This is a genomic window from Enterococcus hirae ATCC 9790, from assembly GCF_000271405.2.
Classification (GTDB): Bacteria; Bacillota; Bacilli; order Lactobacillales; family Enterococcaceae; genus Enterococcus_B; species Enterococcus_B hirae.
On the sequence record NC_018081.1, the window covers coordinates 80021 to 105318 of the forward strand.

Genomic DNA, 25298 nt, shown 5'->3' on the forward strand with positions numbered 1-25298 from the left:
TCTCTCCCAATTCTATTCTTATTCTTCTAATGTAAAACTTAATTTTTTATCAGTGATTTTTTCATAGGGTGCTAAACTTTGCTCCTTACAGTAACCATCGCCATGGAAGGTGACTTCAACCCCTAAGATTTTCCCTAACTTCATAATATCTGCTTTGGACCAATCGGTGACATCAGGCATTAGCTTTTCTCCGCCTGTATACAAGATCAGTTTTTCGCCAGAAATCAATTGATCACCATTTGCAGTAGATTGTTTCTTCACTTTTTCCCCATCACCTACAACGATAGGTTGCAATCCACTTTTCTGTGCATCTGCTGCGGCAACGTCAGCACTTAGATTACGGTAATCTGCTACAGTGATTTTTTCTGTTTTTGCTTCTGGTGAATTTTCTTCTTCACTTTCTTGGAAGTCCATCGCACGTTTCATCAATGGATTAGCGATTTTAGCTAAAGCCATTCGATCGTAAGTCTTAGGATGTTTCATCGTAATGTATAAAACATACTCTGGATCTTCAGATGGAACCATTTCGACGATGGAATATAAGTATGCTGTATCACCAGTTTGGTACCCACCTTTATCAGAAGCAATCTGTGCCGTACCAGTTTTAGCTGAAACATTATAACCCGGCACACTATATACCCCATATGCACTACCATAATTTTCGCTTTCAACTACGTCACGCATATATTCTCGTACTTTTTCGGTCGTTTCTTTTGAAAATGGTTGCCCTAATACTTCCGTTTGCGTTGTACGCTCTTCATTCGTTGCAGGATCTACAACTTTACTGATGTAGCGTGGTTGGATCATCGTTCCATTATTTGCGACGGAAGTGAAAGCTTTCATCATTTGGAAATTTGTAACACCAATCGCTTGTCCATAAGAACTCATTGCGCGGTCAACGATATTTTCCGTTGGCAAAGCACCATTTACTTCATCATCTAGACCTGAATGAGTACTTTGACCAAAACCTAATTTTTGTAGGTAGTTGTACCAAGTACCGCCCATTCGTTGCTCTAGCATTACCATCCCAACATTACTTGACCAAGATAACGCTTGTCGCATCGTAAGAACTCCTTTTGCTCCAAAATCGTGGTCGTTGATCGTCGCATCAGCAACTTTTATTTTCCCAGATTGGTACGTTTCATTCTCATTGAATTTCCCTTCTTGGATCGCTGCTGCAGTCGTGAAGACTTTCATAGTTGAACCAGGCTCATAGCTATCTTGCACTAAGAAATTACGCCAAACAGCATCCTTGCCGGTTAAGCCTTCCATCGTTTCAGGATTAAAAGTAGGTCGTTGACCCATTGCTAGAATTTCTCCAGTTTTCGCTTTCATCAACATGGCTGTTAATTCTTCTGGTTGGTATTCTTCATTCACTTGATCCATAAGCGTTTCAAGATAACTTTGTAAACGACTATCCAACGTCGTATAGATATCTTGTCCGTCAACTGCTTTCACTTCTTCTGCCACTGTTCCTGGTAGAGGATTTTGGTAGTTGTCTTTTTGGTAAACGATCTTCCCATTTTTACCACTTAAAATATCATTATAAGCAGCTTCTAGTCCGAGCTTTCCAACTAAGCCATTTTCATTTTTATCTGGAACAGCATAGCCGATAAAGTGGGAAGCAAATTCGCCGTTAGGATACATCCGTGCGGGATGATCTTCAAAATACAGACCGACTACTCCTGCTTTCTTCATATCGTCTTCTATATTCTGTTTGGTCTCTTGACTGATATTTTTTCCATAAGAACCAAATTCAACTTGATATAGATTATTTTTGGCGCCATCTTTTAAGATTTGTAAGGCATCGTTCTTTTCTATAGAGAGATTTTTATTTAGTATCTCGGCGATTTTGTCAAAGTTCTTTTCTTCGGCATACAATTTTTTGTCACCAGAAGTATAAGTTTTTGAAAGGATTGCTTTGATTGAGTAAGAAGTGGCATCTTCTGCCAAAGCGACCCCATTCCGATCATAGATCGTTCCTCGTTTTGCTTTTACGACCTCGCTCCCTTTGTAAAGTTGTTCGGTCTTTTCTGCCAAAGAGGTTCCTGCCACGTGACCACCGATCACGATATAAGAAAAACGAACGGCAAATAAAAAGAACAATCCAATACTCGTAGCAAATAAAATGATACCTACTTTTTTGCGATTGTTCGTCGGATTTAGATTTTTCTTTTCCATAAACCGCCGGAATTTATTTTTAAGACTCATTTACTTCACTTTCCTTAAATTGTCGTCATTGATTGACAACCCTTTTTCTTCTGCGATTTTTTTGATTCGTTCAGTACGTGATAATTCATTTTTTTCCTGTACTAAACTAGTTTTTTCTTGATTTTTTTGAGTGATCTCTGTTTGAATCGTTGTGATTGCTTTTTCGACACCACTAATATTTGTTCGTAACATGACTGTTAAGACACATAGTGCGATCACTGAAAAAATAATACTTACTACTGCTAATTTTTCTAAAACAGAAATATGTTTTAGGCGTTTAGCCGGTGATTGAGGGCGTACGATTTCTTGATTTGAATCTGGCAATTGTTGTTCTGGTTGATCAACCACTTCTGGTAAATCATATGGATATTCTTGGACTTTTTTTAATTCTGCCATTACGCTACTCCTCTTTCACTCGTATTTTTTCAGCAATCCGTAATTTTGCACTACGTGATCGATTATTTTCACTTAGTTCTTCTTCTGATGGAAGAATCGGTTTTCGATTAATCAACTTCAGCTCTGGCTGAAATTCTTCAGGAACAACCGGTAATCCGGGTGGTAAATCTTGAACGGTACTGTATTCTTTGAACATACTTTTGACAATCCGATCTTCTAATGAATGGAAGGTGATCACACTGATTCTTCCATTGATTTTTAATAGCCGAATCGCCTGTTCTAATGAAGCTTCTTCTGCACCTAATTCATCATTTACTGCAATTCTTATTGCTTGGAAAATTCGTTTAGCTGGGTGTCCACCTTTTCTTCTTGCTGGTGCAGGAATCACATCTTTAATGATTTCTACTAATTCACCAGTTGTTTGGATCGGATGGATTTTTCTTACTCGTTCAATTTCTCGAGCAATTTGTTTAGAAAATTTTTCTTCGCCATAACGAAAGAAGATTTTTACTAATTCATTATAGGAATACTCATTAACAACGTCATACGCTGACAGAGGTGCTGATTGATCCATACGCATATCCAAAAGAGCATCCTGATGATAACTAAAACCTCTTTCAGCTTCATCTAATTGTGGAGAAGATACGCCTAAATCATACAAAATACCATCGACTTGAGGAACATGCTCTTTTATCTTTGCTTCTAATTCACGAAAATTCGCTTTGATAAAAGTAACCATACCTTTTTCAATGTATGGGGCTAACCGTACTTTTGCATGATCAATGGCTTTTTGATCCTGATCGAATGCATAAAGGTGCCCGTTTGTATTTAATTGGCTCAAAAGATATTCACTATGTCCGGCACCGCCTAGTGTACAGTCTACATAAATGCCATCTGGTTTGATGTTCAAGCCATCTACCGTTTCTTTCAACATGACTGTATAGTGTTGAAATGTCTCAGTCATTAGTCAGCCTCTTCCTATTCTTATAGTCCAAAATCAATCATATTTTCAGCAATTTCATCAAAGTTTTCTGCTGCCACTTCAGAAAATTCTTGCCATCGTGCCTCATCCCAAATCTCGATTCGATTGGATACACCAATGACAACACATTCTTTCGTTAAAGCAGCGTAGTTTCTTAATGTACTGGGAATGTTGATCCGTCCTTGTTTGTCTAATTCACATTCAGTGGCCGCCGAGTAAAAAAAACGCACAAAAGTTCGAGCATCTTTTTTCGCTAAAGGCATGTCGTTCAGTTTTGTTTCTAAATTCGCCCACTCTTTCATTGGATAGCCAAAAAGACAGCCATCTAATCCACGCGTGAGAACGAATTGTTCACCTAACTCTTCACGAAGTTTTGAAGGTACGATCATACGACCTTTTGTATCAATATTATGCCGAAATTCGCCCATGAACATTGAAACTACCCCCATCTCTCCACTAACTAAAATTAGTCTACCACAATCCCCCACTTTCTACCACCTTTTATGGGAAATCAGAGAATAACTTTTTTATTAGTAAAAAAAATTTTAAGAATCAAGCTGTAAAAAGTCTTTAAAAAGTCTTTTTACAGCTTGATTGGCTTTTTATCAAAGATACGAGAGAAGATTTAAGACGATTAAAACGACATAAAAACCACTTGTTAACAAGAAAGCAAGACGCCAAGTCATTTTAAGATAACGTGAATAGATAATTTCATCATAGTAATACGCCTGGAATACAGCGATACAAATCGCCATCAACAAAAGTGAAATCATAAAGAAAGGAAGGAAGGAAACTGTCGCAGAATTGCGTGACAATGCATGCATCCCTCCCCATAAAAAAGGAACGGCAAGATCAGGCGCTTTGATTTTAAAACGACGATCTAATGAAAAAATTTTCACTAAAAAATTACAGCCAAACAACACGATGGCTGGAAAGATATACCAAAATAAAACAAGTGGCGTAAAAGTGCCCATCTAACAAAACTCCCTTTCATAGTTGGTTCAAGTATACCTGATGTATTTTACACAACTATTTCATTTATTTTAAATTTATAAAGTTTTCTACTATTTTTACTTCTTAGATAAAAATCTAATCCAAATTGTATGAGTCCACTCCTTTAATACTACCTTTTTCCTGTTCCTAGCAAATCCCATTTTCCAAGCTCTTTCACTGTGTTCTATTCTGATATTCGTTATAATAGATGAAAGAGCGTATTAGGAGGTTCAAAAATGATCAAGTATTTTTCTATCGAGGATCGACAATTGGTCAATACTCAAAAAGAAACAGCAGATACGATTTGGTATTGCGTCGAACGTCCAAGTGAAGATGAAATCCAACAAATCACACACCAATTTCAAATTCCGTCTGATTACATTACTTCTATTTTAGACGATGCTGAAAATTCACGAGAAGAAGAATTTAATCAGACCAAATTAACAAAACCAGCGTTATTATTATTGCAATACCCGTTTCCAAAAACAAGCCCAAGCGGCTATTTTCAAGTAGATACTTACCCTTTTTCTATTATTGTGACACCTAAAAAAAAGCTTATCACAATTACGAATCATGAACCACTCTTTTTGAAAAAAGTATTTAGTCAAGCTTTTGCTGAAAATGATTTACCAGCCAACTTAAATATCTTCATGCAATTATTGTGGCAAATTACTTTTTCCTACAATACTTATCTCAGCACCTTACAATCGCAATGCGATGTTTTGGAAAAACAATTGCGTGTCTCAACAGAAAATAGTCAACTGTATCAAATCATGGATATCCAAAAAAGCTTGGTTTATTTCAAAGAAGCAACCACGGCTAACTTGACCACTTTAAAAACCTTAGTAAAAAACAAAACGATTCAAGAAAACCACGCTTTAAAAAATCATCTCCATGATGTGATTATTGAAACCGAACAATCACGCACTACCGCTCGAATTCAATTAAAACTAGTTGAACAAATGAATCAAACCTTTTCAGCGATTGTTTCTAATAATCTAAATAATATTATGAAAATTTTAACTTCTCTAACGATCATCTTAACGATCCCGACCATCATTGGTAGTCTATATGGAATGAATATCAAGCTTCCTATTGCAGGAAGGGACGATGCGTTTTTATGGATTATTCTACTGATGATTTTTATCAGTATCGCTACTGCTTATTATTTAAAAAAGGGAAAGTTTTTGTAACCGTCCCCTTGTGAAGAAAAGTAAAAGGAGTTAAACTAAAGACAACTAAAAAATTTCGAGGTAAAAATTATGCGCGAGAATAAACAAACAAGTACTTTTTCAAAAATCACTAAATTCGTTGTTTGGACCATGTTGATCTTAACGATTGGTTCAGTTGTCTTGACTGCAGTTATGAGTGTCATGTAAGAATGGCTTAAAAACCAACAAGTCCCGCACTTCCCAAAAAGAAGTGCGGGACTTGTTTTTTACCTTGCTAGGAAAGAATGTTCGCTTGCTAATGGTTCGTTTTTTATAAGAAAGCCAAGTGTCGTTTTAGTTGCTGCCATACAAGTAGCATCTCTGAGTCAAATAACTGTTCATTCTAAGATATCCTCTTCTCTTAGACTGCTCAGGCTTCTACCTATTTTTCTATTTACTTGCTAAGCGTAATAATTCTTTGGCATGCTCGACTGTTAGTGGGGTAATTTCACTTCCAGCTAACATTCGGGCAATTTCGGTTTCTCGTTGTGTGGGTTGTAGTTCGGTAACCGATGTTTGGGTACGCCCATCAATGACTTCTTTTTGAATATAGTATTGAAAATCGGCAACTGCAGCGACTTGTGGTAAATGGGTGATACACAAAACTTGTGAGTGACATGAGATCTGTGAGATCTTATCTGCAATCGCTTGGGCAACTCGGCCGCTTACTCCTGTATCCACTTCATCAAAAATGATACTAGTCACACCTTGTTCTGAAGAAAAAATAGTTTTTAACGCCAACAACATACGTGATAGTTCCCCACCCGAGGCAACTTTTACTAATGGCTTCAATGGTTCTCCAGGATTTGTGGTTATGTAAAATTCCACTTGGTCCAATCCATTAGCATCTAATTGTCCATTTTTTTCAGATGAAAAACGGACTTCAAACTCAGTGTTTTCCATATATAGACTTTTTAATTCCGTTAAGATTGATTTTTCTAGTTCTTTAGCAATTTTTTTTCTTGTTTTATGCAGTGCTAATGCTTGTTCTTGCAAGAACGTTTCTTTTTTAGTTAATTCCAGTTGCATTTTTTCTAGTTGACCTTCTGAGAAATCAGAAGAATCCAGTTCTTTAGTGATTTCTTCGTAATAATCAAGGATTGCTTCCACTGACTCCCCATATTTGCGTTTCAACTGACGAATCAATTCAAGCCGTTGATTGACTTCTTCTAATCGGTTTTCATCCAATTCCAACAGATCGATTTGGCGACTCATGTCACCAATGGCATCTTGAAGTAAATAATAAGCACTTTGAACATTCTCAACGATTGCTTCATATTCATTATCTAGATGAGCAATGCTTTGTAGTTCAGAAACAGCTAAACCAACGTTATCCACACTACTGGGTTCTCCCGCACTCAATGCACTATAACCACTAGCAAAACTATCCACGATCTTTTGATAATTGCTTAATTTTTCTCTTTCCTCGCTTAACTGTTCCTCTTCGCCAACTTGTAAATCAGCTGCTGCGATTTCTTCTTGTTGAAAATGAAGCATGTCGATCCGTTGAACAAATGATTTTTCATTTTGTTGGACTTTCCGCATTTTTCGTTCGAGCTCACGATAGATAGCATACTCTTTTTGATATTTTTTCTTTTGTTGTTGAAAAGTACGATCACCAAAACGATCCAATAAATTTAAATGGGCTTCTGGTTGTAATAGCTCCTGGTGTTCATTTTGTCCTTGAATATCAACTAGATAACTTCCGATCCTTCTAAGGTTTGCCAGCGTAACAATATGTCCATTGACTCGGCAGACATTTTTACCCGTTAATGCCATATCACGACGAACAATCAAGTTATCACCATCTGATTCGATGCCCAGTTCTTCCATCAATTCAGTAAATCCTTCTTGACTTGGCCATTCAAACAACCCTTCTAAGATACACTTATCGGCTCCTTGGCGAATATAATCACTGGAGCCTCTACCACCAGCCAGTAATCCAAGGGCATCAATGATAATCGATTTACCTGCCCCGGTCTCGCCAGTTAGAGCTGTCATTCCTTTATGGAAAGACAAATGCAATTCCGGAATAATCGCAAAATTAGTAATACTGATCTCTTGTAACAAGGCAACCACTCCTCAACTCAAAGGTAATGTAAAAAATCCATTTTCAATGCAACTGCATCTTCTTCTGTTCGTGTGATCATCAACACATTATCGTCATCATTAATGATGGAAAACAATTCTTTTTTATATCGTTTATCAATTAAATTAGCCGCAGCAGAAGCGTTGCCTGGTAAAGTTTTTAAAATGACAAATTTTTCCATTTGATCAACAGCCACAAATGCATCTTTCAATAACTTTTCTAATTTTGTACTAACGTCTTCAGTAGTTTCTGCAGGAAGACTATAGCGATAACCTCCATCAGCTGCAGGAACTTTGATGAGTTTGAGTTCTTTGATATCTCTGGAAATCGTTGCCTGCGTCACTGAAATCCCTTTGTTTTTCAGGATCTCCACAAATTCTTCTTGTTTTCTGATATCATTTTCATTTAGTAGCCGGGTAATCAAACGATGCCGATCTTTTTTTCGCATACGTTCTTCGCTCCTTTACGTATTCTTCCTTACTATGATAGCTCAATTCAAACGCTTAATAAAGAAGAATCCGCTGTCTTCTTTATTGCTTGCCCGTCATTATTTGTGGTTAAACTGGTTGTGGGCTTCTTGGACGATCTTTTCGGGTGCCACATCTGGTGATAACGTTCCTTGATCAGAAACTTTTTTCAAATGGGCTAAAAATTCAATGTTCCCTTCTCCACCGGTTATTGGCGAATAACTTAAATCTAATACATCATACCCATGCATCGCAGCAAAGTGTAAAATATCCTCAATCACTTGTACATGCGTTTGAGGGTCACGAACGATCCCATTCTTGCCAACTGCTTCTTTCCCCGCTTCAAATTGTGGTTTGATCAAAGCAATCACTTCGCCACCGTCAACTAAAATTTCGTGTAATGGTACTAACATCAAACGTAAAGAAATGAATGATACATCGATGACGGCAATCTCTGGGGTTCCTTCTTGAAAATCTTCTGGTTTGGCATAACGAAAATTCGCTCTTTCCATTACTACAACTCGTTCATCTTGTCTGATTTTCCAAGCTAATTGATTATACCCAACATCCAGAGCATAACTCATTTTTGCACCATTTTGTAAAGCCGCATCGGTAAAACCACCCGTTGATGCTCCAATATCCAATAATATTTTACCTTCTACAGATAAATCAAAGACCTTTAGTGCCTTTTCTAATTTCAATCCTCCACGAGAAACATAAGGTAATTTTTTGCCTTTGATCTGTAATTCACTACTTACAGGGATTTTTTCCCCTGGCTTATCGAAACGTTCATTTTTTTCGTTATAGATCAAACCAGCCATAACTGAACGTTTGGCTTGCTCTCTCGTTTCAAACAAGCCTTGTTTGACTGCTAAAACGTCTACGCGTTCTTTTTCCATTTTTTTCTCCATTTCTATACACTGAATTGCTGAACTAATTGACGTAAAAGTTGTCCATCGAATGAACATACCGTTTGTTCTAACTGATCAATCATTCGATTCGCCGCATCAATCTCATTTTCAAGTGCGCTTTTTGTTTCTTCGATACCTAATAAACCTGGATAAGTCGTTTTTTCCATTTTAGCATCTTTACCAGCTGTTTTACCTAATACTTCAGTCGTGCTAACCACATCGAGCAGATCATCACGAATTTGAAAAGCAAGGCCTAGATGACTGGCTAATTTTTGTAGGCTAGCTAAAACTTCCTCCGGTTGGTTTGCTAATACTCCTCCCGCTAATAAAGCGTAGTGCATCAAGCGACCAGTTTTTCTTTCGTGGATAAACATTAATTCCTCTAATGTTAATTGTTTTGTTTCTCCCTCGATATCCGCTGCTTGACCAGCAACCATCCCTTGGGTTCCCGCATTGATTGCTAATTGTTGCAGCAGTAAAAGTTTTGGTGAGTTTGCTAAATGAGCCATACTGATGAGTTGAAAGGCACCTGTCAATAACCCATCTCCTGCTAAAATAGCCAGTGCTTCCCCGTAGACTTTATGGTTTGTTGGTTTCCCGCGGCGTAGATCATCATTGTCCATTGCCGGAAGATCATCGTGAATCAACGAATACGTGTGGATCATTTCCAAAGCAGCTGCTACTTGATAAGTTGTTGTATTGATCGATTCGCCAAACGCAGCTACTGTACTAAGTAAAAGCAAAGGACGAATCCGTTTGCCTCCAGCGCGAACGGAATAAAGCATACTTTCTTTCAACTGTTCATCAGAAGTGTAGTCATTTAGAAAAGAAACAATTTCTTCTTCTACAGAAGATAGATGGATCGTTGAAAAATCAGCCAACTTCATTATGCTTCCTCATTTCCTTCAAAAGTAACTTCTTCATTTGCCTCTGACATCATTTTCGTCAAAGTTTTTTCAGCTTTAGTTAAAGTATCTTGGCAATGCTTACTTAATTCCATTCCTCGTTTAAAAGCATCTAAAGCAGATTCTAAAGGTACATCACCTTGTTCTAATTCCATGACAATTTTTTCTAATTCTTGTAATGATTCCTCAAATGTCGGATTTTCCATATTGATCATTCTCCTTCTTCTACTTCTTGTACCGTAGCAATTACTTGTCCGTCTTGGTAATGGATCGTGATCGTATCCTCAGGCTTCATCTCTGTCACACTTTTCACGACACGACCTTCGATTGTTGTGTAATTGTATCCTCGCCCCATGATTTTCAACGGACTAAGTAAATCTAATGATTGAATCGCTTGTTGGAAACGTTGCTGCTGGCTCTGCATATATTGTTCCATTTTTTCAGCTAACCGCTTCTCTAAGTAGTCTGTTTCTTGCTTGGCAGATTTCACTCGATAAGTCGGTGCAACTTGTGCCAACTGATGGTTCAAGCGAACCGTTTGTTTTTCTTTCAAATGATAAATTTGTTGTGTCGCTTGGAACAAGCGCTGTTTGAACTGATCAAGCTTAATTGTTTGTCCTTCATACAGACGTTCCGGTTGACGGAAAACATATGATTGTTTTGCTCGTTCAAAACGTTCTTGTTTGCGTTGAATTTGACGCAAAAAGGCCTGTTCAAGCCTTGCTTGCCGTTCTTTCAGCTTCAACAATACTTCAGATAAAACAGGAACAGCTAATTCAGCTGCCGCCGTCGGTGTGGCTGCTCGTACATCTGCTGCTAAATCAGCAATAGTAGTATCCGTCTCATGCCCAACTGAAGAAATCACAGGTGTTCGTGCCTCAAAAATGGCACGTGCTACTCTTTCTTCATTAAATGGCCACAAGTCTTCAATCGATCCGCCGCCACGTCCAATGATCATCGTGTCGAAATCTCCCAGTTCTTCAACACGACGGATATTTTCAACGATATTGTCAGCTGCTTGATTTCCTTGCACCACCGTTGGGAATAGGACGAGTTGGGCGATGGGGTAACGTCTTTTGACAGTTGTGATGATATCTCGGATAACTGCACCACTTGGACTGGTCAAAACTGCAATTCTTTTTGGAAAACGTGGAAGAGCTTGCTTATGTTCCGGCTTAAAAAGACCTTCTTTTCGCAATTTTTCTTTTCGTTCTTCTAATTCTTGATATAGCGCTCCTACACCATCAGGTTCCATGTGTTCAACGTAAATCTGATAAGAACCAGAAGCTTCATAAAGAGAGATCCGTCCGACAACTAATACTTTCATCCCTTCTTTAGGTTGAAAACGTAATTTTTGAAATGCACCTTTGAACATGATTGCTGAGATTTTTGCATGGTCATCTTTTAAACTAAAATATTGATGTGCATTTGCTCTCAAACGAAAATTCGAGATTTCACCTGTTAAATAGACCCTTTCAAGATAAGGGTCTACATCAAATTTCCTTTTTAAATACTTGGTTAATGTGGTTACTGTTAAATATTCTTGTGTCATCTACTCACCTGCTTCAGCAGCCAGCACGGTTTGATACATCAGCATCGTAATCGTCATAGGTCCTACTCCTTTAGGCACTGGAGTGATATAGCTTGCTAAAGGTTCTACTTCATCAAATTTTACATCACCGATCAATTTCCCATGCTCATCACGATTCATACCAACATCGATCACCACTGCGCCTGGTTTGATAAATTCCTTAGTAACAAAATGGCCTCGCCCAATCGCTACGACTAAAATATCAGCTTCTTTTGCAAGTTCAGCAAGGTTAGCCGTTTTTGAATGAGCAATCGTTACTGTAGCATCTGCCATCAATAATAATTGTGCCATTGGTTTCCCTACAATATTGCTACGTCCGATCACCAGCGCCCGCTTCCCTGCCAAATTGATATCATAAGCTGCGAACATTTTCATGATGCCATATGGCGTACAAGGAATCTTATCGGGGTTACCAGCTAATAATCGTCCTAAATTCATTGGATGAAAACCATCTACATCTTTTTTAGGATCAATTGCTAATAAGACTTTTTCTTCATCAATGTGTTTTGGCAATGGCAACTGAACAAGAATCCCGTGAAAATTTGGGTCTTGATTATATTTTTCGATTTCAGCTAACAACGTTTCTTCAGAGATCGTGCTTGGGTAACGTTCAACTTTTGAATGGATCCCGATTGATTTTGCGGAACGTTCTTTATTACGTACATAAACCTGACTGGCTGGATTTTCTCCTACTAATAAAACGACCAATCCGGGGGAGATCGATTTTGTTTTTAATTCGCTCACTTTTATCGCAATCTCTGCTTGCATTTTTTCAGCTAGTTCTTTTCCATTAATCAATTCTGCCATACGATCACTCCCAGATTTTTTTGTGCTTTCATTCTACCATAGATAAACAAGCTTTTAGAACCTGTTTCCTTGTTTTCATAGAAAAAAGCTGGGACTATGCCCCAGCTTCAATCTCTTTTAAAACATTAGATAATACACCGTTGACAAACTTACGTGATTGATCATCACTAAAAGTTTTGGCTAATTCAATGGCTTCATTCAATGCGACTGCGGATGGTACATCTTCAATGTACTTCATTTCAAAGATGGCGATACGCAAGATGATCAAATCCATCTTAGAGATACGATTGATGCGCCAGTTTCCTTTGAGGTGCTTCTCAATGGTTTGGTCTAATTCGCCTTTTTTCGCACACACACCGCCAACCAATGTATCTAAATAAACAGGAACAAACTCTGACTCCTCTTCATTGATCATTTCTTTGTGATCCAACTCAATTGCATGGAAAATTGCGTCTTCTTTGGTCAAATCAGCATTAAAATCTAATGGAAATAATGCTTGTAAAGCCATTTCACGAATTTCGTGTCTTGATAATTCTTTATTCATTTTCTTCCTCTTCGTCTTCAAAAAGTTCTTCAATTGCTGGTTGTTCTAGTTTTTCCGGTACGACTGCTACCACATGAACATTGACTTCTGCTAAAGCAATGTCTGTCATGAAAAGAACTTGCTGATTCACGCGTTCTTGCATTTCCATCGCTACTCTGGGAACAGAAACCCCATATTCTAAATAGCAATAAAGATCTACTTTTAACCCATCTTCATCATTTACTAAATAGACACCTTTACCATGCGCTGCACGCCCTAATAATTCCGTTACGTTGCTGGCAAATGTTCCACGCATCCCATAAACGCCTTCTACTTTTGAAGCAGCGATACCAATAATCACTTCAATGACTTCTGGCGCAATGACAATTTCACCAAGCTCTTGAGTCGCATTCAAAACTAAATTTTTGTCCTCTGCCATTTTATCTATTCCTCCTTTTGCCTCTACACAGATTGTTGCCTACGAATGAACCGTTCTTTCACTTATTCTTCATTCGAAACGTATAAAGGTAAACTGTTCACTTGCCTATTTGAGAGTCTTTTTCTCAAACAAATTACGCTTTGTTTTCAAAGCTTGCTGTCTTCTATAGTGTATCATTAAATCAAGTGATTTTCTATAACAAAGTCTGAGTGAATGATGCTTTAGGCTACGCTCATCATAAAATAATCAACTCTTTTGGTGAATGCGTCAACACGCGATTTCCATCAGAAGTAATCAATAAATCATCTTCGATTCTAACGCCACCGATACCTGGTAAGTAAATGCCTGGTTCGTCGGTAATAATATTTCCTGGAACAAATTGTTTCTCAGCTCGAACTGAAACATTGGGTCCTTCATGGATCTCTAAGCCAATTCCATGTCCTGTTGAGTGTCCAAAAGCTTCGCCATAACCATGTTTCGTAATGTAATCTCTAGCTACAGCATCTAGTTGCTTACCGGTAACTCCTGGTTTAGCTACTTCCAGAACTGCTAGTTGGGCTTCAAGAACGATTTGATAAATTTCTTTTAATTGTTCTCCTGGGTCACCAATCGCAAATGTTCGTGTCATATCAGAAACATAACCTTCATAGTAGCATCCAAAATCTATTGTGATCAAATCGCCTTGTTCAATGATTTTTTTGCTAGCAACTCCATGTGGCATAGCTGAGCGTAAACCACTAGCAACGATTGTTTCAAAAGAAACACCTGACGCTCCAAGTGAACGCATATAAAAATCTAATTGGTTGGCAACTTCGATCTCTGTCATTCCCGGTTGAATCATCTTGAGAATATGGTCATATGCCAAATCTGCAATACTACAAGCTTTTTCAATAATCGCAATTTCTTCTTCGTCTTTGATTTCTCGAAGTTCTTCAATCATGCCCGAAATAGGAATCAGTTGCGCATCAATGATCTCTTCTAATACCGAATATTCTAAGAAGGAAACAGTTGTTTCTTCAAAACCAAGTTCACGTAGTCCTTCTTTTTGAACTAAGTCAGCTACTTCTTCAAAAATCGGTCCTACATTTTTGATGATCTCAAATCCTTGAGCTTGAGCTGCTGCTTGCTCGGTATAACGAAAGTCAGTAATAAAAAAGGCTTTTTCCAATGTGATGACCGCTAAGCCTGTCGTACCAGTAAAATTAGTCAAATAACGAAGATTGTATGGACTAGTGATCAAAAATGAATCTAAATTTTCTTCTTGCATCTTTTTACGCAATTTTTCTACTCGTAGCATCATAAATGAAATTCCTTCTTTCTTTGCTCTCTTTTTTCTATTATAGCAAATTTTCTTTCTGACACAGCAGATAAAACAAATTTTCTTAATAAACTTAGTAAAACAAAAATAGTTAAGACAAATCAGTTTCAGATCTGCCTTAACTATTTACTTCTATCTGCAAAACTATTGGCTAAGCGTTAATCTATTTGATTATGATCGTTTCCCAAAAAAGAATGAAACAACTGCCACTAAAATAACTGCGCCTAAAATTGATGGAATAAGTGCCATACCAGCTGCATGTGGTCCCCAGTTACCAAAAATTGCTTGACCGATACTTGAACCAATCAATCCAGCAATGATATTTGTGATACAACCCATAGAATTTCCTTTACTGGTAATTGCTCCAGCAATGGCTCCGATGACTGCACCAACGATTAAAGTCCATATCCAACCCATACTAATAACCTCCTTCTTTACAGTTTCATTCTAGCATAGGAAAATTATTAGGAGCAAATGATTGAACCAGCGTTGAAGCTGACCTAGATAATGACACCGCACACAAAAGAAAAAGCGAAACACAAAACAAAACACGAATGACATGCTGCGAAGAGCATCCATTCGTGTTTTTCTACTTGCGTTTGAAGATACTTTTGACACCACGTTTCACTACATCAAAAAAGCTCAAGGATTGAACCATACGACTAGGATCTACGTATTTTCTGATAGCGCGAAGTACTTTTTTGGGTTCTTTAGAAGAAAATGTATATGTACCATTTTTCTTTGTTTGAATGGCATAGCGCGGAATCCATTTTCCTTTGAACATAACGGATGCGATGACGTAATCAATCTCTTCCCAAGGGATTTGAACAAATTTCCGAGTGTCTCTTGCATGATAAAATTCGAATCCTCGGTCTCCAATCATGATTTTCCCATAATCAGTCAAACCAGTAAACGCAGTGGCATCAATTACCAAATCAACTTTTGTATTGATTGATTGAACCATTTAATCACTCCTATTATTTTATCTATCTAGTATACTATCGTTTCAATGTTGAAATCTCAAGCAGCATCCACTTTTTGATAAAAAAAGCTCGGGGCTACGCCCGAGCTAGATTCTTATTATAAAAGACCAACAACATGGCCAACTACACCGACAACGAATAGACCTAAGATAATGACAATTGGAGAAACTTTTTTCTTCAATAACCACATGCATAGTAATGTCAATGCTAAAGCAGCTAACCCTGGGATCAATTGATCTAAGTTATCTTGTAAAGTTGTTACTTTTTCAGGACTAAGTGCTAGACCACTGTTTACTTGTTCAAAAGCACTCTTGATTCCTTCGCCACCAGCAGGTAATTTATCCCACTCAATGTAAGCACCTTTATCTAACTTAACAGTTGATACAACTGGCAAGAATTTAATCGATACCCACCGCTGTACTAAGGCGGCTAATACGAACATCCCTAAGATAGATGCACCTTTTGTTACGTCTTGCAATAATCCACCAGATAAATCATCTGTGATTTTAGAACCAGCTTTGTAACCAAATTCTTGTGTATACCACATGAATGACCAACGAATAATGTTCCAACCTAAGAAGAAGATGATTGGTCCAAGAATATTACCACCCATTGCTAGAGAAGCACCAAGAGCTCCTAACATCGGACGAACAGTAAACCAGAATACTGGGTCACCAACACCAGCAAGAGGTCCCATCATACCAACTTTAACCCCTTGGATCGCTACATCGTCAACAGGAGCGCCATTTGCGCGTTCTTCTTCTAATGCTAGCGTAACACCCAAGATAGGTGAAGCAATATATGGATGTGTGTTGAAAAATTCTAAGTGACGTTTAAGAGCTGCTGTGCGCTCTTCTTTCGTTTTGTATAATTTTTTGATTGCTGGGATCATTGAGAAAGCCCAACCACCATTTTGCATACGTTCATAGTTCCATGAACCTTGAATGAAGGTAGAACGCCATGCAACAGCTAAACGGTCTCTTTTAGATAAAGTAATTTTTTCTTCTGCCATTTTTATTTTCCTCCTTCAAGATTAATAGTCATTCAAAATGTCGCCTAGAGGGTCACCTGAGTTGCTTCCTCCGCCACCATTTGAAGAGCCTCCCATTTTAGAAAGGTTCAAGTAGATAAGAGCTAAAGCAACACCTAAAGCACCTAGGGCAATCAATGTTAATTGAGTAATTGCAGCTACAACAAAACCGATAACGAAGAATGGCCATACTTCTTTAGTTGCCATCATATTGATTACTAATGCGTAACCTACAGCAACAACCATTCCCCCACCAATAGCCATACCGTCTGTTAACCATGCAGGCATTGATTCTAAGAAAGATTGAACAGTTTGAGCTGGGATGAATAATAATGCTCCAGCAGGAATTGCAATACGGATACCTTGTAAACATACTGCAATGATGTGCCACATTTCAACTTTGCGGATGTTACCTTCTTCAGCAGCAGCATCCATCAAGTGAACGATAGGAACAGCGATTGTACGTACGATCATTGTTAAGAACAAACCAGCAACAGCAAGTGGTACTGCGATAGCAATAGCTGATGGAACGCCTCGAACACCTTGACCACCTAATACTAAAATAATTGCAGATGCAACTGATGCCAATGCAGCATCTGGTGCTACAGCAGCTCCGATATTTGCCCAGCCAAGAGCGATCATTTGAAGAGTACCACCTAATACGATACCTGCTTCAAGGTTACCTGTTACTAAACCTATTAATGTACATGCCACTAGAGGTTGATGAAATTGGAATTCATCCAGAATCCCTTCCATCCCTGCTAGAAAGGCAACGAATACGACTAAAATCATTGAAATAATAGACATGATAAGCCTCCTATAAATATTAGTTTTTTGAATTATGCTTTAGATAATTCAGACTTAGCTTTTTTAAGAATTTCGTCCATATTGTCGCGAGAGTCATTTGGTACTTTACGTACATCAAATTTAACTCCTTTGCTTTCTAGTTTTTCAAACGCCTCTACGTCTTCAGGGCCCATTGATAAAACTTTACTTACGACAACTTTCCCAACTGAGTGGGCCATTGAACCTACGTTTAATTCTTGGATGTCAACGCCGCCTTCAACAGCTGTCAACACGTCTTCAGGATTTTCAAACAATAGCAAAGCTTTTGTATTCCCAAATCTTGGATCTTTAGCAACTTCGATCATTTTAGAAATTGGGATAACGTTTGCTTTAACCCCTGGAGGAGCAGCTTGTTCGATCAATTTCTTACGTAAATCATCTTTTGATACAGCATCTGAAACAACGATGATCCGATTTGGTTGAACAGCTTTTGTCCATGCAGTAGCAACTTGACCATGTAATAAACGTGAGTCAACACGTGCTAAAACATATTTAATCTTACCGTCGCCAACTACTGTTCCTTCAGGTAATGCACCTTTAGGTTGTCCATCAGAAACTTCTGCTTTTGGTGCTTCTTGTGGTTCAAGCTCTTCTGGCTTCACTTTCACACCATCTTTTGCTGTTTCAATGATATGTGCTGCAATTTCTTGAGCAGATTCCATTGAAAAACGTGACGCATAAGCTTCGATCAACATAGGCAAGTTCAAACCACTAACAATTGCCCATTTGTCTTTGTGTTCTTCAAACAATGTGTTTGATTGATTGAACGGTGTTCCGCCCCATAAATCAACTAAGAACAATACTTCGTCTTGATTATCAAAAGAAGCAACAGCCTCTTCTAATTTGGCTCTCAAGTCATCTGGACCTTCGCTTGGTTTTAAAATGACTGCTTTGACGTTTTCTTGTTCGCCAAAAATCATTGAACCTGATTGCAAGATACCTTCAGCAAATTGTCCATGACTTGCAAGGATAATCCCTACCATATTTATACCTCCTACTTCTTTTTGTTGTAACAAATCAAATATTAAAATAATTGCTAACCATTACAACAGATGAATTTGACCATTTTCCAACAACAATATTATGCCTTTTTGGCTTTTGCTAGTAATTCCATCAAAAGGATCTTTCTATCTGCGGGTACTTTGCGAATTTCTAATTCTACACCTTGCTGATTCAAGAATTGGAACGATGCAATATCTTTATGGTCGACTGACACAAAATTTGTAATCATCGTCTTCCCCTCAGAAAAACTCATCCCACCGATATTCAATGAATCCAGCTGTACACCACTTAAGACAATTTTCTCAACGTCTTGAGGATTAGTGAATAAAAGCATCACTTTCGTCGTTGCTAGTAAACCGCTTTGATAAACTTGAATCATTTTTTTCACCGTGATCACATTTGCGATGATCCCCGGTGGAGCAGCTTCTTTTAAAAGAAACTTTCTCAATTTATCTTGGGCTACTGAATCACTAATAACAATGATGCGTTCCACGCCGGTCAATTTTGACCAGACCGTTGCAACTTGTCCATGGATCAAACGATCATCTATACGCGCTAACCGAATATCCATCAGCAAATCTCCTTTTGTTAAACTACTTCACAGAAACCCCTCTCATTTTCTGTGTGTATAACCATCTATTGGCACATTTATATAAAAGCAAGAACCGTGCCAACTTTTTATCAATACACTAAAGGGTTTTAAGGCGTTTCGAAGCAATACACAAAAAAGATACACTAATAACAGTGTATCTTTTTGTGTATTTTTCATTTAGTGTATTCATTTTTTGCCAATTCATTACGAATCAGCTTTAATGAATAATAAACTTCAGATGAAGGTGTTTCAAATCTGATGGTCTTTTCCAACGGGGATAACAATTGTTGGATAGACGAAAACAATGGATCTTCCATCGCTTTTTCCAGTTCGTCTGATTCAACATTCAATGGCTCGTTTAATAAAATCCGTTCAATCATCCCCACTGTGTGTAAAACTAAATTGATTTTAAAACTATATCCATGATTCTCAATCGATAGCTTCTCAGACACTTGATCACTAAAATTCCATAAAGGATCAATCAATTTGGTTCCATTGATAAATGTAAAATTTTGTTCAATAAATTTCACACAAGTCTGTTTTGCAGTTTCTTCACTCAATGGCACTTCTTCTGTTTCATCTAATTCTGCCTCAAGCAATAATTGATCTAAAATCAACTCGATATTTTGATCGATAAACCGCTCCAATGGAATAAACGGCGCAGCAATCTGTGGATCTGTAATTCCAGTAGTCGCAATGACTTGGTAATTTTCAATTAATTTAGGCAATTCTTTTTCCAATTCTAAAACAGAGAGTGCCAAAACAGTCAACTCGACATCTTGCCGTTTACTTACAGAACGTTCGATCAATTCTTTGATTCGTTGTGCGGTTCCTTCACCAGATGCACAAATAGCTAAGATGGCTTTTTTTCTGAGTGCGGTCGGTTCAGGTGTTTTTTCCATCGAAATTTCTGCATAACCACGGAAATTTTTCAAGGAATCGTATAACATATCTAAATCCGTACCTAACACAGAAACTTTGCGAACCGTCTCTAATACCAAAGAGGTCGTCACCATGTCAACTGTCCGCACAGGAATTCCTGTATCTCGCTGAATCTGAGAATTAAATGAAGCAAGCGAACCCATATCCACTAATAAGATCGTTCCACTGCCTTCATCCACCTCTTGCACCATTCGTTCGATCCGACTAAGCGCCGTTTTAGGATCCATATCCAATGGCATATCGACCGCTCGTACATTGTCTGCATCTAATAATTGTTGGACCACTTGAACCATGCTGCTTGCTGTACTATTACCATGTGCTGCCACGACTACCCCAATACGACCGCTTGCTTGATTTGCCCTTAGCGACACAAGCAAGACAGTGAGATAGTAATCTTCGCTATCTGGAATCGTTACTTGGAAATACTCCTCAATATACTTTCTAACTTCTTTCGCTACTTCATATTCCACTGGAAAATCAATTGCCATTTCACGTATATTATCATTCGTATGGCGCTCTTCACCGATATTGATTCTTTTTAAAAAAGAACTGATATGCAGACTCATTGCGTAGATAAAATTTTGCTGAAACTCATATGGCAAGGCATTTTTTACCATTATATATATTTGATTGGTGACTTCGATGATTTTAGGATCAACAAACTCAGCTAGTTTATTATCGGCATTGAATGAGAATCCATGATCCTTGTAAAAAGATTTCAAATGGATGTTGATATCCGTTGAAATAAAATGATTGATGGCTTCTTGATCTAATCCGTCAGACTTTAATAGCGCTGCTTTGTCCCCAATAATGTCATAAAGATTATAGGGTAGTTCATAAGAATCAGATTGAATCTTCATGATTGTGTCGTTAGGGTACACCGTAATTTTGGGCTCCAATAGCTTCGATAGTTCGGACATCGCTACTCGATTACTTGCTAATTGGATCAATCCACTTCTAATCCCTTCCGTCAAATCATCGATCGTAATCGAAATTTCAGGAGAATTGATATGATTTAAAAAACCACGAGCGCAAATCAATTGGATATTCGATTTTAACTGACCGATGTTCCCATAGGTTACACTACCGATCAACGCTTTAACAACATCTTCAGTTAGCGAAATTTGCCGCTGGATACGGTTAGCTTCATGGGCGATCATAATTTTAACCAGGTCGATTTTTTCATTTGCAGGGCGTTTTTCAAAAGATGGCAACTTGATATTGATCGGTATTCTTCGAACAAATGTCTCTAATAGAGAAGAACCAGGGTCCTCAGTTGTCGCTCCCACGATCCGAACATTTGCTTCATGAGATTTTGTTGTTTCTCCTAATCGACTATAGGTACCATGATCCATGAAGTAAAAGATCATTTCTTGCCCTTCAGGTGGTAACCGGTGAATTTCATCTAGGAACAACATTCCTCCATCTGCTTGGTCAATGATTCCGGTTTTTTCCTCTTCTGCTCCAGTAAAAGCACCTTTGACATACCCAAACAAGTGACTCATCAATAATTCCGGGTTATTAGCGTAGTCGGCACAGTTAAAGACGATCAACTCGTTGTCTTCACTAATGACGTGATTGGCTTTGGCAAAATGAAACATCGCATGTGCAAAGTAGGTTTTCCCCGATCCAGTTGGTCCAGTGATCAAACAATTCAGACCTCTCGGCGGATATAAAATGGCGGCTTTCGCTTGCTCAACCGAGTTTTTCATACTCCCATTTGCGCCAATGATCTTAGCAAAAATATCTTTCGTATCAATCTGAATCCTTGCTTTTTCTACTGGTACTCTTTCTTCTTTATAGCTTATGACATGTTTGGCGGTCGGTTGTTCATAGGCAACATTTTTTTGATATATGTAACGTACAGGTCGTCCATCGGTTTTCAACAATTTTCCTTCACGTACCAACTGATTCAAATCTTTACTACTATTGGTCCGTTGGATTCCTAAAACCTCAGCTATCTCTTTCGTTGTGACCCCTTGATCATATTCAATCGGTTTTAGATGAGCCGTTTTTTCTTTGACATACGTATAAATTCGATCAATGCGCTTCGCCATTTGGTTTCGCCCCTTTTTCATTAACTGGCTTCAAAACATAATACTATAAATTTAATTCCATTTCGTCAACTATTTACAGTAAATATCTCTTATTAAAAGAAGTATTGACTGGATCAGCTACTCTTTGTCTCATTAGAATTATCCAAAAACGTCCCCTTCAACTTAAAGCTTTTCTTTAAAATGATCGGATCGAAGTGCTTGCGCCGATAAACCATTTTATCTATTGTAATGAAACACAGAAAAAAAAGCTCTCCTCTTAATCAACGAGAGAGAACTTTTTTCATTGAGTTTAGTTCATTGTTTATTCAATTTATTCTGTTTATTGAGTGCTCGGATAAACAATCACTTCCAATTCAATATTTTCTAGTGAACTTTTATTAACTCCGATCGTATAACCTAAACACTTGTCTTCTATAATAATACGCTCATCATACCATCTAATTATTCTTCATTTTTACTATCAAGTATGGTCAAAGTACGGTCATAAAAAAAGCTTTTAAAATACCCATTTCCTTTTACCGAATTATCTGTTTTTTCAGGAACATTAAAATAGAGAATTTTGTTTAACGGCTTATGAACCCACTCCATTCTGCACAAAAAGAAAATACATATAGTTACTATTAGAATCGTAATACTCTGCGGTACACCAAAACTTTTAATAAACAAATCCAAATGAAGTTTATCATTCACTATTCTGACGATAGGTATATGCAACATATATATGATCAAGGATAATTCTCCAAAACTCGTAATAAACAGTCGTTTATTACTTATCAAAGCAACCAAACTACTGATTATAAGGAAGACTGCAATATAGTAAATAAATCGGAAAAAACCACCATAAAGACCTACTAATTCGCTTACATTCGCATAAGCATTTCTACCGGTCAAAAATCCCATCGTCAGTGAGGTGCCATATAACTTAAAATAAACGACAAAAAAACTTCCTGACAAAAGGAACAACGCGCACAACTTGATCTTAAAATTGTTTAGATAATTTGACATTTTTTGATAATCAATTAAGTATCCAGCATAAAAAAATGGAAAGAAAGTTAAGATTCTTGAAGAACATAGAAAATCTCCCAAATTTGCATCATATCCTGCCAAACAACCAATTACAACAGCTATGCCTAGCACCCAGTATTTGTCATATCCATCAATAACCATGCTGATTAATTGAAAAGCAAAAATAGCAAAACAGTACCATGGCAGTCCGCTTTCTGTTAAAAAGGAAAAGCTTAAAGAACCTGAAGAGAGAAAAGTGCTAATCAAAAATATAATTTTTAAAATGAAAAACCATTTGAGATATCTAAAACTTTTTCGGAAATCTTTGTTGCGAATTGTATTCTTGCTGAATAGACCAGAAACAAAGATGAATGCTGGCATATGAAACATATATATCCAATAGTTAATTTTCATTAACAAGTCGCTCTTTTGATTCGCCCGATCAATTAAATGACCTACTACAACCAGGAAAATTAATAAAGCCTTTAAATTGTCCCATTTGTACAAACGCTTTGAAACGTTATTTAAATTCATTTTTTCATTCATCACTCCTTTTTTAATCCTAGTATACAATACCACATTCACAAATAGTAGTGATTTTTTCCACTCATATATTGTTATACTTCAAACGGGAAACGTTTTTTATTTTTTAACCGATCATTTAGAATGACGTTCGTTTTTTAATATGTAATTTCCATTTTAACTAATGATAAGCACAGGATTTTGAATAAAAAGTAAAAAATGGTATTGATTTTTATGTTTAAGCACCTTTTTTGTCAACCGTTTTCATTAAAAGTCATAAAAAAAGCTCTATCCTTTACGTAATAAGGGATAGAGCTAACTGTTCATTAAGCTTCTTGAGCTACTGGATAAACAGACACTTCTAGTTTTACATTTCTTGACTAATTCTAGTTAACACTGTTTGCCTTAATAGCAACGTTTATATAGTTTTTCAGTCACTAATATTTTCTATGTTTTTCTAAAAAGTATGGTCAAAGTATGGTCATTTTTCATTACGTTTGACACATTTTATTTATCAAGTATAATGATAGTTGAAAGTGAATTTAAACAAATATACACCATAAACACAACGTACCTGCGAATACGTTGTGTTTTTTCTTTTTCAAAAAAAGACGCTTACTGCTGCGAAACAGTAAGCGCCATGTCGGCTCTAATGTTTATCTAGCCAATGACTAAATAAAGCCAAAGTTAAACCAATTAACAATGGCAAGAGCACGTGCTCTAAAGTGAATTCAAACAAATTATACACCTCCTTCCACCACGAAATCTGTGGAAGCGACGAACCGACATTTTATTATAGCATTATTGAATTTTATTTTTTACAACTTTTATACAATAATCTATAAATTTTCACAACCAAGTTATTTGCAAATAATCTAAAAAAAAGCTACTCTTTCGAGTAGCCTTGAACGGATGTCATCATCTTGTGGGTTTCAGAAAAAATTCATTTTTTATAGATTGTGTAAAATGATGACACTGTCATTTTTACCACGATTGAAATTATTGTTTTATTACTTTTTTGACGTACAGATAAAAATAAAAAATACCACCCGAAGGTTGGGGGTATGGTGGTATGAGTTGGTTTACGGGAGTGTTGTAGTATTTGTATGTAAAAATTAAATTTATCTCTTGTCAAGTATTTTGTATTTACCAATCAAAATTATTTTGATAAACTATATATACAACAATATATATTAAATGATATCTAACTATATATTTTTTTAGATATATAAATAGATATTTATGTATGTATTATATTTCGCACGCAATATATATAGGAGGGGGMATCTCATGGCTACTACTATGGTAAATACAGAATTAAAGTTTAATTCTTCTAAAGAGTGTAGTGAGTTTTTAAATAATATTTATTCTAAAAAAACAAAACCTTCAAATCCTAATATAGCTAGAACTCTAGCTGGAATGAAAAAAATTAAAACTATGAATATTGATGGAAAAAAATATAACATCTAAAAATTG

At 37.1% G+C, this 25298-nt stretch carries 26 protein-coding genes; 3 read left to right on the forward strand and 23 right to left on the reverse strand.

Going from position 1 to position 25298, the window contains the following annotated elements; all coding sequences use genetic code 11:
• Positions 1–18 precede the first annotated feature (18 nt).
• From EHR_RS00385 to EHR_RS00405, 5 genes are all read right to left on the reverse strand, one after another.
• A complete protein-coding gene (locus tag EHR_RS00385; RefSeq protein ID WP_010738201.1) occupies positions 19–2211 on the reverse strand; it encodes a penicillin-binding transpeptidase domain-containing protein in 2193 nt (730 codons plus the stop codon).
• On the reverse strand, positions 2212–2607 hold the full coding sequence (ftsL, locus tag EHR_RS00390) for a cell division protein FtsL (RefSeq protein WP_010719782.1): 396 nt from the start codon (positions 2605–2607) through the stop codon (positions 2212–2214).
• A gap of 4 nt (positions 2608–2611) precedes the next feature.
• On the reverse strand, positions 2612–3571 hold the full coding sequence (gene rsmH / locus EHR_RS00395) for a 16S rRNA (cytosine(1402)-N(4))-methyltransferase RsmH (protein WP_010738202.1): 960 nt from the start codon (positions 3569–3571) through the stop codon (positions 2612–2614).
• A 20-nt stretch (positions 3572–3591) separates the two neighbouring features.
• Entirely contained in the window at positions 3592–4023 is a 432-nt protein-coding gene (mraZ, locus tag EHR_RS00400) for a division/cell wall cluster transcriptional repressor MraZ (RefSeq protein ID WP_014834189.1), read from the reverse strand.
• 171 nt (positions 4024–4194) lie between these two features.
• Positions 4195–4563 carry a DUF3397 domain-containing protein gene (locus EHR_RS00405; RefSeq protein WP_010719785.1) on the reverse strand — a complete coding sequence of 123 codons (369 nt, stop codon included), beginning with the start codon at positions 4561–4563 and terminating at the stop codon, positions 4195–4197.
• Between the two features lie 255 nt (positions 4564–4818).
• On the opposite strand from EHR_RS00405, the gene EHR_RS00410 reads away from it, so the two are divergent.
• Positions 4819–5775 carry a magnesium transporter CorA family protein gene (locus EHR_RS00410; RefSeq protein ID WP_010738203.1) on the forward strand — a complete coding sequence of 319 codons (957 nt, stop codon included), beginning with the start codon at positions 4819–4821 and terminating at the stop codon, positions 5773–5775.
• Between the two features lie 69 nt (positions 5776–5844).
• Complete coding sequence (locus EHR_RS13585) at positions 5845–5961, forward strand: DUF4044 domain-containing protein (protein WP_010719787.1); 117 nt, start codon at positions 5845–5847, stop codon at positions 5959–5961.
• 222 nt (positions 5962–6183) lie between these two features.
• On the opposite strand, the gene recN is transcribed toward EHR_RS13585, so the two are convergent.
• From recN to EHR_RS00500, 18 genes are all read right to left on the reverse strand, one after another.
• Positions 6184–7863: a DNA repair protein RecN gene (gene recN / locus EHR_RS00415; protein WP_010719788.1), complete on the reverse strand. Its 1680-nt coding sequence runs from the start codon at positions 7861–7863 to the stop codon at positions 6184–6186.
• Positions 7864–7880: 17 nt separating this feature from the next.
• Positions 7881–8330, reverse strand: coding sequence for an arginine repressor (argR, locus tag EHR_RS00420; RefSeq protein ID WP_010719789.1), 450 nt, complete (start codon positions 8328–8330; stop codon positions 7881–7883).
• Between the two features lie 99 nt (positions 8331–8429).
• Positions 8430–9248, reverse strand: a complete 819-nt coding sequence (locus EHR_RS00425; RefSeq protein ID WP_010738204.1) for a TlyA family RNA methyltransferase — start codon at positions 9246–9248, stop codon at positions 8430–8432.
• A gap of 14 nt (positions 9249–9262) precedes the next feature.
• On the reverse strand, positions 9263–10147 hold the full coding sequence (locus EHR_RS00430; RefSeq protein ID WP_010719791.1) for a polyprenyl synthetase family protein: 885 nt from the start codon (positions 10145–10147) through the stop codon (positions 9263–9265).
• The gene (locus EHR_RS00435) at positions 10147–10371 is read right to left on the reverse strand and encodes an exodeoxyribonuclease VII small subunit (protein ID WP_010719792.1); all 225 of its coding nucleotides are present in this window, start codon (positions 10369–10371) and stop codon (positions 10147–10149) included. The genes EHR_RS00430 and EHR_RS00435 overlap by 1 nt, the downstream gene beginning before the upstream one ends.
• A gap of 5 nt (positions 10372–10376) precedes the next feature.
• Complete coding sequence (gene xseA / locus EHR_RS00440; RefSeq protein ID WP_010738205.1) at positions 10377–11717, reverse strand: exodeoxyribonuclease VII large subunit; 1341 nt, start codon at positions 11715–11717, stop codon at positions 10377–10379.
• Entirely contained in the window at positions 11718–12563 is an 846-nt protein-coding gene (locus tag EHR_RS00445; protein WP_010738206.1) for a bifunctional methylenetetrahydrofolate dehydrogenase/methenyltetrahydrofolate cyclohydrolase, read from the reverse strand.
• Between the two features lie 94 nt (positions 12564–12657).
• Positions 12658–13107, reverse strand: a complete 450-nt coding sequence (gene nusB / locus EHR_RS00450) for a transcription antitermination factor NusB (RefSeq protein WP_010719795.1) — start codon at positions 13105–13107, stop codon at positions 12658–12660.
• Positions 13100–13525, reverse strand: a complete 426-nt coding sequence (locus EHR_RS00455; protein WP_010719796.1) for an Asp23/Gls24 family envelope stress response protein — start codon at positions 13523–13525, stop codon at positions 13100–13102. The genes nusB and EHR_RS00455 overlap by 8 nt, the downstream gene beginning before the upstream one ends.
• 235 nt (positions 13526–13760) lie before the next feature.
• Complete coding sequence (locus EHR_RS00460; RefSeq protein WP_010719797.1) at positions 13761–14825, reverse strand: M24 family metallopeptidase; 1065 nt, start codon at positions 14823–14825, stop codon at positions 13761–13763.
• A 189-nt stretch (positions 14826–15014) separates the two neighbouring features.
• Positions 15015–15260, reverse strand: coding sequence for a GlsB/YeaQ/YmgE family stress response membrane protein (locus tag EHR_RS00465; protein ID WP_010719798.1), 246 nt, complete (start codon positions 15258–15260; stop codon positions 15015–15017).
• A 172-nt stretch (positions 15261–15432) separates the two neighbouring features.
• Positions 15433–15807 (reverse strand): DUF956 family protein, encoded by a 375-nt coding sequence (locus tag EHR_RS00470; protein ID WP_010719799.1) that lies wholly within the window; start codon positions 15805–15807, stop codon positions 15433–15435.
• Positions 15808–15923: 116 nt separating this feature from the next.
• A complete protein-coding gene (locus EHR_RS00475; RefSeq protein WP_010738207.1) occupies positions 15924–16838 on the reverse strand; it encodes a PTS system mannose/fructose/sorbose family transporter subunit IID in 915 nt (304 codons plus the stop codon).
• A 21-nt stretch (positions 16839–16859) separates the two neighbouring features.
• Entirely contained in the window at positions 16860–17663 is an 804-nt protein-coding gene (locus EHR_RS00480) for a PTS mannose/fructose/sorbose transporter subunit IIC (protein WP_010719801.1), read from the reverse strand.
• Positions 17664–17695: 32 nt separating this feature from the next.
• Positions 17696–18685: a mannose/fructose/sorbose PTS transporter subunit IIA gene (locus EHR_RS00485; protein ID WP_010719802.1), complete on the reverse strand. Its 990-nt coding sequence runs from the start codon at positions 18683–18685 to the stop codon at positions 17696–17698.
• Between the two features lie 98 nt (positions 18686–18783).
• Positions 18784–19275, reverse strand: coding sequence for a mannose/fructose/sorbose PTS transporter subunit IIB (locus tag EHR_RS00490; RefSeq protein ID WP_010738208.1), 492 nt, complete (start codon positions 19273–19275; stop codon positions 18784–18786).
• A 194-nt stretch (positions 19276–19469) separates the two neighbouring features.
• Positions 19470–22295, reverse strand: coding sequence for a sigma-54-dependent transcriptional regulator (locus EHR_RS00495; RefSeq protein ID WP_010719804.1), 2826 nt, complete (start codon positions 22293–22295; stop codon positions 19470–19472).
• 441 nt (positions 22296–22736) lie between these two features.
• On the reverse strand, positions 22737–23846 hold the full coding sequence (locus EHR_RS00500; protein WP_014834192.1) for an acyltransferase family protein: 1110 nt from the start codon (positions 23844–23846) through the stop codon (positions 22737–22739).
• Positions 23847–25112: 1266 nt separating this feature from the next.
• Between EHR_RS00500 and EHR_RS00505 the strand changes: the two genes are divergently transcribed.
• Positions 25113–25292, forward strand: a complete 180-nt coding sequence (locus tag EHR_RS00505) for a hypothetical protein (protein WP_010738465.1) — start codon at positions 25113–25115, stop codon at positions 25290–25292.
• Positions 25293–25298 lie beyond the last annotated feature (6 nt).